At 66.9% G+C, this 14,006-nt stretch carries 16 protein-coding genes; 7 read left to right on the forward strand and 9 right to left on the reverse strand.

Annotation, left to right across the window (positions count from 1 at the left end):
- Nucleotides 1-142 precede the first annotated feature (142 nt).
- Together SBI80_RS03695 and SBI80_RS03700 are read left to right on the forward strand one after the other, a co-directional pair.
- Nucleotides 143-877 carry an IclR family transcriptional regulator gene (locus SBI80_RS03695; RefSeq protein WP_318973053.1) on the forward strand — a complete coding sequence of 245 codons (735 nt, stop codon included), beginning with the start codon at nt 143-145 and terminating at the stop codon, nt 875-877.
- Nucleotides 878-912: 35 nt separating this feature from the next.
- Entirely contained in the window at nt 913-1,701 is a 789-nt protein-coding gene (locus SBI80_RS03700; RefSeq protein WP_318973054.1) for an SDR family NAD(P)-dependent oxidoreductase, read from the forward strand.
- Between the two features lie 406 nt (nt 1,702-2,107).
- On the opposite strand, the gene SBI80_RS03705 is transcribed toward SBI80_RS03700, so the two are convergent.
- Entirely contained in the window at nt 2,108-2,740 is a 633-nt protein-coding gene (locus SBI80_RS03705; RefSeq protein ID WP_318973055.1) for a TetR/AcrR family transcriptional regulator, read from the reverse strand.
- 108 nt (nt 2,741-2,848) lie between these two features.
- Between SBI80_RS03705 and SBI80_RS03710 the strand changes: the two genes are divergently transcribed.
- The 4 genes from SBI80_RS03710 to SBI80_RS03725 are packed head-to-tail and all read left to right on the forward strand — an operon-like array spanning nt 2,849 to nt 7,055.
- Nucleotides 2,849-4,447 (forward strand): bifunctional 3-(3-hydroxy-phenyl)propionate/3-hydroxycinnamic acid hydroxylase, encoded by a 1,599-nt coding sequence (locus tag SBI80_RS03710; protein ID WP_318973056.1) that lies wholly within the window; start codon nt 2,849-2,851, stop codon nt 4,445-4,447.
- Nucleotides 4,444-5,298 (forward strand): alpha/beta fold hydrolase, encoded by an 855-nt coding sequence (locus SBI80_RS03715; protein ID WP_318973057.1) that lies wholly within the window; start codon nt 4,444-4,446, stop codon nt 5,296-5,298. Before SBI80_RS03710 ends, SBI80_RS03715 begins: the two co-directional genes overlap by 4 nt.
- On the forward strand, nt 5,295-6,284 hold the full coding sequence (locus SBI80_RS03720; RefSeq protein ID WP_318973058.1) for a VOC family protein: 990 nt from the start codon (nt 5,295-5,297) through the stop codon (nt 6,282-6,284). The genes SBI80_RS03715 and SBI80_RS03720 overlap by 4 nt, the downstream gene beginning before the upstream one ends.
- A gap of 15 nt (nt 6,285-6,299) precedes the next feature.
- Nucleotides 6,300-7,055, forward strand: coding sequence for an amidohydrolase family protein (locus SBI80_RS03725; RefSeq protein WP_318973059.1), 756 nt, complete (start codon nt 6,300-6,302; stop codon nt 7,053-7,055).
- A 108-nt stretch (nt 7,056-7,163) separates the two neighbouring features.
- On the opposite strand, the gene SBI80_RS03730 is transcribed toward SBI80_RS03725, so the two are convergent.
- Complete coding sequence (locus SBI80_RS03730) at nt 7,164-7,682, reverse strand: phenolic acid decarboxylase (protein WP_318973060.1); 519 nt, start codon at nt 7,680-7,682, stop codon at nt 7,164-7,166.
- A gap of 40 nt (nt 7,683-7,722) precedes the next feature.
- On the opposite strand from SBI80_RS03730, the gene SBI80_RS03735 reads away from it, so the two are divergent.
- Nucleotides 7,723-8,193 carry a MarR family winged helix-turn-helix transcriptional regulator gene (locus SBI80_RS03735; RefSeq protein WP_318973061.1) on the forward strand — a complete coding sequence of 157 codons (471 nt, stop codon included), beginning with the start codon at nt 7,723-7,725 and terminating at the stop codon, nt 8,191-8,193.
- A 10-nt stretch (nt 8,194-8,203) separates the two neighbouring features.
- On the opposite strand, the gene SBI80_RS03740 is transcribed toward SBI80_RS03735, so the two are convergent.
- The 7 genes from SBI80_RS03740 to SBI80_RS03770 all read right to left on the reverse strand — a co-directional run bounded on the left by SBI80_RS03740 (nt 8,204) and on the right by SBI80_RS03770 (nt 13,998).
- Nucleotides 8,204-9,025, reverse strand: a complete 822-nt coding sequence (locus tag SBI80_RS03740; protein ID WP_318973062.1) for an RsiV family protein — start codon at nt 9,023-9,025, stop codon at nt 8,204-8,206.
- 506 nt (nt 9,026-9,531) lie between these two features.
- Nucleotides 9,532-10,074 carry a hypothetical protein gene (locus tag SBI80_RS03745; RefSeq protein ID WP_318973063.1) on the reverse strand — a complete coding sequence of 181 codons (543 nt, stop codon included), beginning with the start codon at nt 10,072-10,074 and terminating at the stop codon, nt 9,532-9,534.
- A 74-nt stretch (nt 10,075-10,148) separates the two neighbouring features.
- On the reverse strand, nt 10,149-10,493 hold the full coding sequence (locus tag SBI80_RS03750; protein ID WP_318973064.1) for a hypothetical protein: 345 nt from the start codon (nt 10,491-10,493) through the stop codon (nt 10,149-10,151).
- Nucleotides 10,494-10,520: 27 nt separating this feature from the next.
- Nucleotides 10,521-11,564: an LLM class flavin-dependent oxidoreductase gene (locus SBI80_RS03755; protein WP_318973065.1), complete on the reverse strand. Its 1,044-nt coding sequence runs from the start codon at nt 11,562-11,564 to the stop codon at nt 10,521-10,523.
- Nucleotides 11,561-11,785, reverse strand: a complete 225-nt coding sequence (locus SBI80_RS03760; RefSeq protein WP_318973066.1) for a tautomerase family protein — start codon at nt 11,783-11,785, stop codon at nt 11,561-11,563. The genes SBI80_RS03755 and SBI80_RS03760 overlap by 4 nt, the downstream gene beginning before the upstream one ends.
- A 1-nt stretch (nt 11,786) precedes the next feature.
- Nucleotides 11,787-13,274, reverse strand: a complete 1,488-nt coding sequence (locus SBI80_RS03765) for an aldehyde dehydrogenase (RefSeq protein WP_318973067.1) — start codon at nt 13,272-13,274, stop codon at nt 11,787-11,789.
- Nucleotides 13,267-13,998 (reverse strand): alpha/beta fold hydrolase, encoded by a 732-nt coding sequence (locus tag SBI80_RS03770; protein WP_318973068.1) that lies wholly within the window; start codon nt 13,996-13,998, stop codon nt 13,267-13,269. The genes SBI80_RS03765 and SBI80_RS03770 overlap by 8 nt, the downstream gene beginning before the upstream one ends.
- Nucleotides 13,999-14,006 lie beyond the last annotated feature (8 nt).

A 14,006-nucleotide genomic window follows, 5' to 3' on the forward strand; every position in this document is an offset into this window, starting at 1 on the left:
CACCAAGGTAATCACTTCTCGCACTCTGATGCAAGACATCATATTGCGATGAATGAGACTGGAGATCGGCATTGCCAAACCGGAGGGTGATGTATCAAACTGTTATTCTCTCCGTAACACTCTTCAACGCTAAAGGAACACGGTGACCGAAAGCTCATTCCGGATCCAGTCCTTGGCGCGAGGCCTCGCCATCGTGTCCGAGGTCGCTGCAAGCGACGGAGATCTGACCGCTGCCGAGTTGAGTCGTCGCATCGGCGTTTCACCCCAGACGACGTATCACCTGCTGCATACCCTTCGCCAGGTTGGGTACGTCGAGCAGGATTCGAGTCAACGCTATCGGCTGGGCAGCGCGATCCCTCCTCTGATCGATGGCTATGAACGCCAATTCACTCCACCCGAAGCCGTGCTACGACGCCTGAAGAAACTCCGGGGAGCGACCAGGGAGACGTGCTCTCTGTCGACATGGTCCGGCGACGACGTCGTGCTCATTGCGCAGGAATCGGGCGATCACACCGTCCGCGTGGCCGATGTGCAAGTAGGTCAGCGCGGTGCCGTACATGCGCGTGCCGCCGGCAAGATTCTGCTGGCACGCGCGGACGCCGAGAAACGCGATCGCGTTCTCAAGGATCTACACCTCAAGAAGTTCACCGAGAATACGATCACGCGGCGCGCCACGCTCGAACGGGAACTCGAGCGAGCCGCGGCTAACGGATGGACGATGGACGATGAGGAATTCATCCCCGGCCTTACGTGCATGGCGGCGTCCATCGACTACAACGGCACGGATTTTGCACTGACCATCTTGGCTCCGACCGATCGCCTGAAGGAAAACTCCGAGCCTTACCTGGCCGCTCTCCTACAAGCGACACGGCCATAGGGGATCGGAGAGTGAACGATTGTGTCGGTAGCGCGGTGATCACCGGTGCTGCCTCTGGTATCGGCCTCGCCACCGCCAAGCATCTCGCACGAAGCGGTTGGGCGCTGGCGTGCGTAGACACCAATGCCGCTGCTCTTGAAGGACTCATCGACGAGCTTGTCGCAGCCGACCATCGCGCGGTCGCGGTGCACGGCGACGTCTCGTTGCGGGCAGTCCACGAGCAGGCCTGCGCGGCCGCCGCCCAGCTGGCGCCGCTTGGCGCGTGGGTAGGTGTCGCGGGCGTGGCCACTGACTACGACCTTGCCACTGTCTCGGAAGGCGACGTGCGCAGGCTCATCGACATCAACCAACTGGGCATGCTGTGGGGTGCGATCGAAGCCCTTCGCATCTGGGAAGCCACGGGAACTGCTGGCACGATCGTCGCCGTCTCATCCGTCCACGCACGCCACGCGGCATCGGGCTCAGGAATATACGAAATGACCAAAGCGTCCATCGAGGCTCTCGTCCGAAATATCGCCGTTACCTACGGTTCTCGGGGTATTCGGGCTGTCGCCGTTGCCCCCGGGGCAATCGCGACCCGCGCACTCCAGGCGTCCCTCGAGACGGCATCAAACCCCAAGGCCGCGCGCGAACGCCTCGAACGCCAAGCTCCCATGAATCGACTCGGGGAGCCCGAGGAGATTGCCGACGCGATCAGCTTCCTCGTGTCCCGCGAAGCGTCCTACATTTCTGGAACGACACTCACCGTTGATGGAGCAATGTCTTCGGTCCTCATGCTCCCGGCAACCGACCCCGACGCCGTTCGGCCACGAGCCGACACGTGACGTGACTTCGCGGAAGATGAAGAGCGCGTCCTGAACTTAACGAGATACCTCGCACCATCTCGCCGCAGAGTCGTGACCGTTAACGGCCGCGCTACAGGGCGCGAGATGCTGCGTATTTGGGAACCGATTTGGGAACGAAATTCTGCGAAACAGCTTGAAAGCCATGCAACGTCACCGGGCTGAGTAAACAGCTCATGGGCTCTGATCTGCAGGTATGCGATGAAGCGGACAAGGCAAAGGCTCCAGTACCCGGCTCATAACCCAGAGGTCGCAGATTCGGATCCTGTCCCCGCTAGTAGGCAAAACGGCCGTCGGGGACTTTCGGGGGCCGGTTGATGCCGCAGTCGGCCGGCGCGTCGGCCAGTCAGGCGACCGCGGTACATCGCCCATCACGGCATGGCGGGGCTCATCGGGTGTTCTCGGCGACCATGACGGCCGCGTTGCCGAAGACGGCGCGGCCGAGCATCTCGAACAATGCGATCAAGTCGACGCCGTCGCCGTCGATCTCCTTGGCGATGAACAGGCCGTCGGCGGCGGCGATGGCGTAGGTGGCCAGCTGTTGGACCTGTGCATCGGTCAGGCCGGGGGTCAGGGTGCGGATGCCGGCCGAGAGCACCTCGTGGGCCTGGGCGCGGACTCGAAGGAACATCGTGCGGGCCCGCGGCTCGACGGGGCGGCGTTCCAACGCCAACATCAGACCGAGCCGGAGGAAGTCGGGTGAATCCTGCAGTGCCTTCGCGATCTGGGTGGCCACAGCCGTGCCACGCTCGTGCGCGGTGCCGTGGTCGGGCATCGACCAGGCGCCCAACCAGTCCGCGAAGCTGCGTTCGATGACCGCGGCGAGCAGGTCGTCCTTGTCGGTGAAGTGCCAGTAGATCGAGCTGGCCGGCAGGCCGCACTTCTTGCTGACCGCTCCGATGCTGGTTCCCTCATACCCGCGTTCGGCGGCGATCTCGGTCGCGGCGTCGAGGATGCGTTCCCGCGACAGTTCCCCGTCCGCGCGCCTGCGACGCGGCCTGGGCGCCTCGCCCCCTGCCATCTTCGTCCCCTTCGATCCAACCCTTGACTCCGTAGTGATCACTACATTACCGTAGCGATCACTACAGGTGCAATCCTCGAATAGGGGATCGGACGAAGTGAGACCTCGATGAGTGATGTCCCGACTTACGACGTGGCGGTGATCGGCTACGGCCCCACCGGCGCCACCGCCGCCAACCTGCTCGGCCAACTCGGCCTGCGCGTGGTGGTCATCGAGCGTGACCCCGACGTCTACGCACGCGCCCGCGCCATCTCCACCGACGAAGAGGTGCTGCGCGTGTGGCAGTCGGTCGGTCTGGCCGACCGGTTGCAGGCTGACATGCTGCCCGACCGGCCCATCGCGTTCGTCGACTCCGCCGGGGTGCCGTTCATGGAGACCACCATCACCGCACGCGGTTGCGGCCACCCACCACAGCAGTTCATCTACCAGCCCGCCGTCGACCACGTGCTGCGCGAAGGCGTCGAGCGCTTCGCCAACGTCGAGGTGCTCCTGGAACGGGAATGCCTGCGCGTGGCCAATCGGGGTGATCACGTCGAGCTGCTCGTCGGTGACGCGAGCACCGACACCCTCGTCCGCGTCCGTGCGTCTTACGTGATCGCCGCCGACGGCGGATCCTCCCCGACTCGCTGTTCACTGGGCGTCGGCTACTCCGGTCGCACCTACGCCGAACGCTGGGTGGTCATCGACACCGAGGTGCTGCAGGAATGGGATGGGCACGACCGCTTGCGCTTTCACTGCAACCCCGACCGCCCGACCGTGGACTGTCCCACCCCGCTGGGTCATCACCGCTGGGAGTTCCCCGTCCGCGCCGGCGGAGACGAGGCCACGCTGACCTCCGAGAAGGCCATCTGGGAGGTGCTGCACGAGCAGGGTGTCACCGAAGCGCAGGTGAAGATCCTGCGCGCGGTGGTCTACAGCCATCACGTCCGCGTCGCCGACCGCTGGTGCGTTGGACGCGTCTTCCTGGCCGGCGACGCTGCACACGCCATGCCGCCCTGGATCGGACAGGGGATGTCGGCCGGAGTGCGCGACGCCGCCAACCTGTGCTGGAAGATCGCCGCCGTGCTACAGGGGAACGCCCCGGAGACACTACTGAATTCCTATGAGGCCGAACGCAAACCGCATGTCACCGAGGTCACCCGCCGCGCCGTGCTCGTCGGCCGCGTCATCACCGAACGCCGCCGCGCCGTCGTCGCGCTGCGCAACCACGCGGTCCGGGCACTGACCAAAATCCCCGGCGCCGTGGACCGTGGCCAGAGACTGTGGTGGATCCCGGACGCGCACTACGACGCGGGCTTCTTCGCGAACAGCGGTCACGGTGCGGTCGGGTGGCAGATCCCGCAGCCCTGGGTGATTGGCAGCGACGGCAGCACCAAGCGCCTCGACGACATCCTGGACCGCACGTGGACCGTCCTGCACACCGGGGCACTCCCGGCCGGTGCACGCGCCTGGGCGGACGTCGGGGCCAGGGTGATCCGGTTGACCAGACCGCACGACGCCATCCCCGGCGACGGCGTTCGCGACTGCGGCGCCACCCTCCTCGACTGGATGGCCGACAAGAACGCCGCCGCACTGGTGGTGCGGCCCGACGGATTCGTCTATGCCGCCGCCACATCGGATGATTCGTTACCCGGCCCGCCCGCCGGATTCTCCGGCGCGACCACGGCAGCCCCCGTCCTCTCCATCTGCAACGGAGTCCTCGCATGACCACGTCGACCCTGACCGAGCACACCGTCACCGTCGGCGGCAAGCAGATCTTCTACGCCGAAACCGGTACTGGCCCTGCGGTGGTGCTGCTGCACGGCGGCGGCCCAGGCGCTTCCGGGGTGTCGAACTTCTCCCGCAACATCGACGCCCTCGCCGAGCACTTTCGGGTCATCGTGCCCGATCTGCCCGGCTACGGCCGCTCCACCAAGGGCGTCGACGGCACCGACCCCTTCGGCTACCTCGCCAACGGCATCCGCGGATTGATGAACGAACTCGACGTCGACACCGCGCACCTGGTCGGCAACTCCTACGGCGGGGCGTGCGCCCTGCGTCTGGCACTGGACACCCCCGACCGCGTTCAGAGGATGGTGTTGATGGGACCCGGCGGCATCGGCGCCACCCGCGCCCTGCCGACCGCCGGCTTGCGGAGCCTGCTGGCCTACTACGGTGGCGACGGGCCGTCGCGGGACAAGCTGGAGACGTTCATTCGCGAATACCTGGTCCATGACGGCGAATCCGTGCCGGCCGGGGTCATCGACGCCCGCTATGAGTCCAGCATCGAACCCGAAGTCATCGCGAACCCGCCGCTGCGCCGCCCCTCCGGCCCGACCGCGATGCGGACGCTGTGGCGGATGGACTTCACCCGCGACCCCCGCTTGGCCTACCTGCAGACCCCGACGCTGGTGGTGTGGGGAACCGCGGACAAGGTGAACCGACCCAGTGGTGGCTCCACGCTGGCCGACACCATGCCCAACTGCGACCTGCTGCTGGCCGCCAACGCCGGGCACTGGGTGCAATGGGAACGCGCCGACTTCTTCAACGGCGTCACCCGCGCCTTTCTGAGCGCATGAACGTCTTCGGCAAGGCGCACCTGGGCTACCTGGTCATCGAGACCGAGAAGTTCGCCGACTGGCGCCGCTTCGGTGAGGACGCCATCGGCATGCACTGCGACGAACTCTCCACCGAACACTTGCGCTTCCGCCTCGACGAACACGAATGTCGCTTCCTGCTTCAACGCGGCGCGGCCGAGGACGTCACCACCATCGGCTGGCACCTCGACGACCACGACACGTTCGACGAGATCATCCACCGAGTGACCACCGCCGGTGTCCCCATCGCCGAGGGCACCGACGAAGAAGCCGCCCTGCGGGGAGTGGAGCGCCTGCTGCGCTTCCCCGGCCCCAAGGGATTGACCCAGGAGATCTTCACCACCGCCACGACGGCATCCCCGCCGCGGATCCGCCACGGCGGGTTCGTCACCGGTGCCGCCGGGATGGGGCACGTAGCCATCACGTCCACCAAACCCGCTCAGCTGCATGGGTATTACGACACCGTGTTCGACGCGCGGCTGTCGGACTACATTGACGAGACGATCAGCGGCGTCAAGTTCAAGATCCGGTTTCTGCGCGTCAACGAACGTCACCACTCCGTCGCGATCGCCGCCGTGCGCGGTCTGCCCGTCGACCCGGTCCGCACCCGCGTGCAACACCTCAACATTCAAGCCGCCGAACTCGACGGCATGGTCGACTGCTATCAACGCGTCGGTGCGCTGGGCTTCGACATGGCCTTGGCGATCGGGCAGCACACCAATGACCGCGAACTGTCGTTCTACGCGGTCACCCCGTCGGGCTTCGAATGGGAGGTCGGCTGGAACCCCATCGTGGTCGACGAAACTACCTGGGAACCCACCACCCACCAGGGGATCAGCATCTGGGGGCACTCCCCGGTCGGGCAGACCGTCATCGACAGACTCGCCCAATTCAAGACCGGCGCACGTTCGCTTCGACACCGCGAAGACACCGTGCCCGCCCTGGCCGGCACCACCATCCGCACCTAGAGGCGACGAGGACGCATGCGCATCGACACCCACCACCACCTCATCCCGCCTGAGTACCGAAAGGTGCTGCAGCGAAGGGGGATCGACGATGCCGGCGGCCGTGCGCTCCCGAATTGGAGCCCCGAGACCTCGTTGCAGACGATGGCCGACCTCGACGTCAGCACCGCGATCCTGTCGGTGTCCACCCCCGGCACCACGTTCCTGCCCGCCGCCGCCGACGCGGCCGCACTGGCCCGCGACCTCAACGACTACACCGCCGGCCTCGTCGACGCCGAGCCCGACCGGTTCGGGTTCTTCGCCACCATCCCCATGCCGCACTTCCGGGAGTCCGCCGCCGAGGTCGTGCGGTCGTTGGACGAGTTACACGCCGACGGGGTGGTCCTGCTGGCCAACAGCGCCGGCACCTATCTCGGCCGGGACGGTCAGGACGACCTGTTCGCCGCCCTCGATTCCCGCTCGGCGGTGGTGTTCATCCACCCCGCCGACCTGCCCGGGCCAGTGATTCCGGGCGTGCTGCCCTTCGCGGCCGACTTCCTCCTCGACACCACACGCGCCGCGTACCTGTTGGTGCGCAACGGAATCCGTCGCGAGTATCCGAACATCCGTTTCATCCTCAGTCACGCAGGCATCGAACGCACCAACGCCCTGGCTCTCTTCCCACGGCTCGGTCGCGCCCAACCGCCGCCGCAGCCGACGTGGGCAGAGCACGTCCAGCGCGCCGCAAGCCGTACTGTCATGCGCGGCATCACGAAGCTCATCGGCACTGCGTGAGCGGCTCGTCCGACTCGGGGAGGGATGAAGCGGCACGCCCGTCTCGTCCGGACCTGAGTCGGCGTTGCGCGGATGCCCAGGTTTCGGACCGTTCGCGGCGATGCTCCGCTAGTTGGTGCGGTCGGCGAACCCGGCGGGCAGTTCCTCCGGTCCGACGGCGATGATCGTCTCATCGTCGGCGCCCACGAACTCGAACAGGGTGATGGCGGCGAACTCGGGCACCACGTAGATCGGATAGGTGGGGCCGGCGTCGCGGTAGGCGCGCATCTCGTCGAGGTGGTCGTTCTGGTAGAGCACCGTGCGCTCGCCGTGCGTGCGGATCCAGTCGGGGAAGAAGATGGTGCCGTGCAGGCGCCGCAGCGCGGGCATGACGTTCACGACGACGCTGGTGCCGGTGGGTTCGGTCCACGAGATCTTGTAGACGTCGGGCGCCAGGGCGACCAGGTCGACGGTTTGGTCGCGCACCCATCGGCCTCCGACGTGGCCGGTGTGAATGCGGTAGTCGATGGTGGTGGCGTTCTTGACGTACATCTCGTACTGCCACCCGTTGTCGTAGGTGTAGATGTAGCGGTATCCCACGAGGCCGTCGAGGTCGTCGGTGGAGTGCGCGGTCGGTTCGGTGGTCATAAGATGAGTTTATTGCAAAATAGTTTTGTAAGGAACATATGTGACGCGATCGAAGAACGACTCCGCCGCGGCGGCGCTGTCGCCGCTGCTGGGTCCGTTGCGACGAGCGGTGCTGCGGGCCACCCGGACCATAGAGGGCCTGCCCGATCTACCCGAGGCGCACATCGAGATCCTGCGCACGGTCGCGGCCCAACCGAGCATCACCGCCGGCGGCATCGCCGAGCGGCTCGGGCTGGCCCGCCCCACGGTGAGCAACCTGATCCAGGCGCTCAAACGCGACGGGTTGCTGACCCTGGACCGCGGCGAGCGGGATGCCCGGGTCGTCCACGTCAGTGCCACCGATCGGGCCGCGGATCTGCTGAGCCGCTACGACGGCGCCAGCCGCCGCATCCTCGCCGAGGCATTGGCGCAACTCACCGCCGAGGACCGGGCCGCCATCACCGCGGCCGTTCCGGCATTGGCGCGGCTACAGGCCATCCTGTCGGCACCCGCGGCGGAGCCGACGACCTGATCGGGGGACGCTAGGCGATCATCGGGTCGATCGCCGACCTGGGCACCAGCACCTGCACCGCCCCGTACGAGGCGGGCAACAGCACGCCCTGGTCGAAGAAGAAGATCACTCCGTCGTTGACCACCGCGAAGTTCTGGTAGTTGGCCGGGTTGTACAGCGCGGCCGTCGCGAACGGCAGCGGCGCGGGCGCAGGTGCCGGCGTGGTCGTGGTTGGCGTGGCCGTCGTGGTCGTAGTCGTGGTCGCCGCCGGCTGTCCCGGTTGGGTGGTCGGGGCGGGAGTCGCGACCGGCGGCGGTGCCAGCTGCTGCTGCAGTTCGGTCTGGACGATCGGCGCGACGGTCTTCAACGGATCGTCCACCCGCCACAGCGGCGTATTCGCCTTGTCGTCAGGGGCGGCCGTGTAGATGATCGCCTTGCGGTAGGTCTGGTCCCAGTCGAACGCCTTCCACGTCGTCTGCGGCGTGCCGCCGAGGTTCTGCACCACCTTGAACACCACGGCCTGCGTGCCGCGCGGGGGAACCGACGAGGTGTACTCCGACGGCGTGATGGTCAACGAATACGGCGTCGTGCGCGGTGCACCGGACTTGGCCGTGTTGAGGAACGCGTCGCGGGTCTGGGAGACGTAGTCGGCGACCGACTTCTGGTCGGGGTAGTCCTGCGGAATGCTGATGTCCACGCTGTACGCGGGGTCGGAGAGCTGGATCTCGCACGTGCTGCCGGTATTGCCGCCCTTGAGGTCGGCGCAGTAGTCCTTCGGCGCGGCCACCGCCACGCCAGACGAACCGAGGATGGCGGCAGCCGTGGCGAGCACGGCCACGCTGAAAGTACGCATGGTAGTTCCTCCTAGCAAACGCGGCACTGCGCCGTGTAGGCCAGATTAACGTGCTGCGTGCCAGCGAATTGGGCCGGGCGCAGTTACCGCTGCATACCTGCGGTTTCGCACGCTGCGAGGGGTGAGGGGATCGGCTGCGGGCCGCGTCCGACGTTGACGGCCCGGACCAGGCGCAACGACGGCGCCGTGGCAGAGAGTCCGGAACGCTCGAGGAGCCGGGACTCGTCGATGTCCTGGTCTCTCGCGTCAACCAGTGAAAGACCCTGGTATGACGGATGTCTGCGCATCGCCTCGGCCAGCTCGAGGGAACGTTGGCGAGCCGACTGCCGTTTCGGGTGTGCACCAAGATCGATGACGTTTCCGACTCCGGTAGTGGTCTTCGCCATCGTCGGGCCTCCGTGTGGTTCACGCCTCTTCGGCTGGTATGCCGCCCAGTGTCGCGTCCCTACCTGAGCGCGCCGCTCTGCCTTTGCCGTGAATTCGTTAAGAAGATCCCCAGGTAGCGGTCAGCAGTCCTTGTCGGGAGGGTCCAGCAGGCTGGGGCACGTCTGGGCGCCGAAGTAGTAGGTGCCGTACCCCGGGCGATCCCGCTGGCCGAACGGGCGGCCGCCGACAGCCACCCGGTCCAGCTGCTGCGTGGTTCCCGGCAGCTTGAACGTGTAGCCGTGTGGGTCGGGCATGGCGGGGGTGAATACGGCCGCCACGACGCAGTACACGCCGTCGTCGGAGAGCGCTTGGCCGCCGGTGTAGTTCCGGTGCTCGACCACCGCAGTGGTCACCGACTCGTCCCAGAAGCCGGTGGTGTTGCCGAACAGCTGCGCCCGCGCTCCACCGCGGAGACCTTCGAAGTACTTCCTGCCCGCGCACGTCCCGTCGCTCAGGACGTCGAACGAGTCGGCCATGCCCCAGCGCACCGTCACCGTGTCGTCGATTCCCGCGACGGCCGGCGGCGGATGGGGGAGTGACGGCTGGGTCGGCGTCGTCGAACGACCACCCGAGCACGCGGGGAGAAGTCCCATCACCAACACCAGTGCACCGATGCGGTTCACCCTCGCCCAGCAAACGCCCATGGATCATGGTAGGCCGGGTGGGACCAGTCAGGATGAAGGCGAGGCAGGCGAACTCACGCTGCCCGTTGGGCACCCAGCCCCGGAGCCATCTCGTCGAGGACGAGCCCGATCACGTGATCCCGGCGCGCGGTCAGCAGCACGACCCCATCGGCGATGCCGAGACGCTGGACGTCGGCGATGAAACCGGCCAGGCCGCGGGCCGTTCCGACGTAGCGCACGTGCGCCGTCTCGATGGAATCCAGCGCCGCGAAGGCGGTGGCGGCGTCGTGTTCGATGACGACCTTCACGTCCAGGAGGATCTCCGGGGCGACGGCGCCACGAGCCTGCGCGTCGGCGCGGATGGCGGCGGACTTACGCGAGGCGTCGCGCAGGTCGGTTGCGCTGATTCGAATGGCCATGACTACTCCTGGGTGCGTGTGGGGTGCTCAGTGAAATGCCGGAACGACTTCCTTGATGAACAATTCGAGGGACTTGCGCTTCTCCTCGTGGGGCAGGCTGTTGTCGCACCAGAAGCTGAACTCGTCGATGCCGAGGTCCTGGTAGAAGCGCAGCCTTTCGATGACTTCGTCGGGCGTGCCGATCATCGCAGTGCGGTGCAGTGACTCCAGTTCGAACTCGGGCCGCTCGGCGAACTTCGCCTCGGGACTGGGCTCGAGGAAGCCGTCGACCGGGGCGGTCTTGTTGCCGAACCAGGCATCGAAGGTCCGGTAGAACTTCGAGATGCCCTCGGCGGCAGGGCGCCAGCCGTCGGGATCCTCCGCGGCGTGGACGTGGGTGTGGCGCAGCACCATGATCTCCGGACGCGCGACGTCGGGATGGTTGGCGACGGCGGTGTCGAACTTGCCCTTCAGGTCGACCACCTCCTGGTCGCCCTTCATCAGGGGCGTCACCATCACGTTGCAGCCCGAGCGCACCGCGAAGTCGTGGGAGTCGGGGTCGCGGGCGGCCACCCACATCGGTGGTGTCGGCTGCTGGATGGGCTTCGGAACGCTGGTCGAGGTGGGGAATTGCCAGATGTCACCGTCGTGTGCGTAGTCACCCTGCCACAGCTTGCGCACCGCGGGCACCAGCTCGCGTAGGTGCTTGCCACCGTCGGTCGCGGGCAACCCGCCGGCCATCCGGTCGAACTCGAATTGGTAGGCCCCGCGGGCGATTCCGATCTCGGCCCGGCCGTTGCTGATGACGTCGAGCAGCGCGCACTCGCCGGCTGCGCGGATCGGATGCCAGAACGGCGCGATGATCGTGCCGGCACCGAGGCGGATGGTGCTCGTCTTGCCGGCGAGGTAGGCCAGCAGCGGCATCGGGCTCGGCGAGATGGTGTATTCCATGGCGTGGTGCTCGCCGATCCACACCGTGCCGAACCCGCCGGCCTCGGCCATCAGGGTCAGCTCGGCCAGGTTCTCGAATAGCTCGCGGTGGCTGACGTCTTCGTTCCACCGCTCCATGTGGGCGAACAACGAGAATCTCATGACTGCTCCTCTGGCGTGCTCTGGTGGCGTTGGGCGTCGAGTTCGGTCAGGGTCACATCGCCCGTCGCCCAATGGTCTCTGGGTACTTCGCGCACGACGACGCGAATGTGTTCGGATGCGGTGTTCACGGTCCGCAGCACGGCGTGATGCACTTCTCGCATCAGCGCGCGGACCTGTTCGGGGGTGCGGCCCGCTCCGATCGTGACTTCGACGAGCGGCATGTCAGCTCCTCATGACGAAGGGGTCGGGCACGGGTCCTTCGTCGGTGTTGATCCAGATGCTCTTCAGCCGGGTGTATTCGCGGATGGTCTCGGTGCCGTGCTCCACGCCGACGCCACTGCTCTTGAAGCCCTGCCGGGGTGACATCGGCGACATGGCTCGGTAGGTGTTGACCCACACGGTGCCGGCTTCGATGCGGTCCGCAACGCGGTGTGCCCGAGCCAGATTGGAGGTCCACACTCCGGCAGCCAACCCGTAGTCGGTGTCGTTGGCGAGGCGGACGACCTCGTCCTCGGTGTCGAACGGCATGATGGCGGCGACTGGGCCGAAGATCTCCTCCCGCACCACGCGCATGTCGTTGTCGACGTCGACCAGCACGGTGGGTTCGTAGAAGTACCCGCCAAGGCCGGCGTCGGTCGCCCGGCCGCCGGTGAGCACCCGCGCCCCCTCGGAGCGACCCAGGTCTACGTAGGACGCCACCTTGTCGCGCTGGTCTGCGAAGGCCAGTGGGCCGAGTTCGGTGTCGTCAGCGAGGGGATTGCCGATGCGAATACTCTTGGCGCGCTCCGTCACCCGCTCCAGCAGCTCGTCGTAGACCGCGCGCTGGGCGAACACGCGGCTGCCCGCGATGCAGGTCTGGCCCGCCGCGGCGAAGATGCCGGCCACGACGCCGGTGGCCGCGTTGGCGACGTTGGCGTCGTCGAACACGATGTTGGGCGACTTGCCGCCCAGCTCCAGGGTCGAGCCGATGAAGCGGCCCGCTGCGGCAGCGGCGATGCGCGAACCGGTCGCCGTCGATCCGGTGAACGAGATCTTGGCCAGAGCGGGATGGTCGACGAGCGGCTGGCCCGCCTCGACCCCGAATCCGGTCACCACGTTGACCGCGCCCGGTGGGAAGCCAGCCTCGATGGCGAGTTCGGCCAAGCGCAACACGGTCGCCGAGGTGTACTCGGATGGCTTGATCACCACCGTGTTTCCCGCGCACAGAGCTGGCGCGAGCTTGCTGGTGGTCAGGGTGAGCGGCGAATTCCACGGGGTGATCGCGCCGACGACGCCCAGCGGTTCGCGGGAGGTGTAGTTCAGCACGCGGCGGTCGGAGGTCGGGATGACCGACCCGTTGATCTTGTCGGCGAGCCCGGCGTAGAAGTAGTAGTACTCGGGCAGCGTGGTGAGCTGGCCGCGCATCTCGCGAAGCAGCTTGCCGTTGTCCAACGACTCCGACCTGGCCAGTTCCTCGGCGTGCTCCCCGACGAGATCGCCGAGCCTGCGCAACAGATGGCCGCGCTTGGTCTGGCTCAGGTCGCGCCAGCGGGGATCCTCGAACGCCGATCGCGCCGATCTCACCGCGGCGTCGACGTCACCGGCGGTGCCTCGCGCCGCCTCGTAGAGCACCTCGCGGGTGGCGGGGTTGGTGCTCTCGAAGTAGGCACCGGACTCCGGTTCGACGGGTTTGCCATCGATGAAGTGCTGCAACCTGTTCCGCTCAGACATGGGCAAATCCTTCGACGAATGTGGACAGGACCTCGGCCAGCTCGCCCGGTCGCTCGACGGGAAGCATGTGGCGGGCGTTGGGGATGATGACGGCTTCGCAGCGGGGGATGGCCGACGCCAGGCGCCGGGTCATCTCCGGGGTGGATCCCGGATCGCACTGCCCGGTGACGGCCAGCGCGGGAACGGTGACGTCGCCGAGGCGATCGGCGAGCTCGGTGTCCGCGGTGGCGAACACCCGGTAGCAGTTGACGAAGCTGCGGCGGTCGTTGGACGCCAGGACGTCCCGGGTGCGGCGGATCAGGGCCTCGTCGACGCCCGTCCCGTCGTACCAGCGATGTAGGGAGGCGGTGATGCCGGCGTCGTAATCGGTTTCGGCCGAATGCAATCGGGCGAGCACGGCGGCCCGCTCCTCGTTGGTCCGCCGGCACACCGAGCTCACCGAGGTCAGCGAGGCGACCAGGTCGGGACGGTGAATCGCCAGATGCTGGGCGACCATCGCGCCGAGGGAGAACCCGACGAGGTGGGAACCAGCCTCGATGTCGGCTGCCACCCCGTCGGCCAGATCGGTGAGCGTGACGTCGTCGCCGACGGGTTCGCGGTTACCGTGCCCGGGCAGATCCAGGGCGACCACGCGGGCCCGACCCGACAGGAGGTCGGTCACCGGCTCCCACACGGAGCTGTCGAGACCCACTCCGTGCAGCAGGACCAGCGTCGGCGTGCTCACCTCGATAC

Origin of the sequence: Mycolicibacterium sichuanense (assembly GCF_033741125.1) — a bacterium.
Lineage (GTDB): Bacteria > Actinomycetota > Actinomycetes > Mycobacteriales > Mycobacteriaceae > Mycobacterium.

Excerpts from the sequence above, each read along its gene's own strand:
- SBI80_RS03755 (WP_318973065.1), bottom strand. The coding sequence starts at position 11,564 with ATGAGATTCTCGTTGTTCGCCCACATGGAGCGGTGGAACGAAGACGTC.
- SBI80_RS03730 (WP_318973060.1), bottom strand. The coding sequence starts at position 7,682 with ATGACCACCGAACCGACCGCGCACTCCACCGACGACCTCGACGGCCTC.
- SBI80_RS03765 (WP_318973067.1), bottom strand. The coding sequence starts at position 13,274 with ATGTCTGAGCGGAACAGGTTGCAGCACTTCATCGATGGCAAACCCGTC.
- SBI80_RS03705 (WP_318973055.1), bottom strand. The coding sequence starts at position 2,740 with ATGGCAGGGGGCGAGGCGCCCAGGCCGCGTCGCAGGCGCGCGGACGGG.
- SBI80_RS03710 (WP_318973056.1), top strand. The coding sequence starts at position 2,849 with ATGAGTGATGTCCCGACTTACGACGTGGCGGTGATCGGCTACGGCCCC.
- SBI80_RS03740 (WP_318973062.1), bottom strand. The coding sequence starts at position 9,025 with ATGCGTACTTTCAGCGTGGCCGTGCTCGCCACGGCTGCCGCCATCCTC.
- SBI80_RS03715 (WP_318973057.1), top strand. The coding sequence starts at position 4,444 with ATGACCACGTCGACCCTGACCGAGCACACCGTCACCGTCGGCGGCAAG.
- SBI80_RS03750 (WP_318973064.1), bottom strand. The coding sequence starts at position 10,493 with ATGGCCATTCGAATCAGCGCAACCGACCTGCGCGACGCCTCGCGTAAG.
- SBI80_RS03720 (WP_318973058.1), top strand. The coding sequence starts at position 5,295 with ATGAACGTCTTCGGCAAGGCGCACCTGGGCTACCTGGTCATCGAGACC.
- SBI80_RS03760 (WP_318973066.1), bottom strand. The coding sequence starts at position 11,785 with ATGCCGCTCGTCGAAGTCACGATCGGAGCGGGCCGCACCCCCGAACAG.
- SBI80_RS03725 (WP_318973059.1), top strand. The coding sequence starts at position 6,300 with ATGCGCATCGACACCCACCACCACCTCATCCCGCCTGAGTACCGAAAG.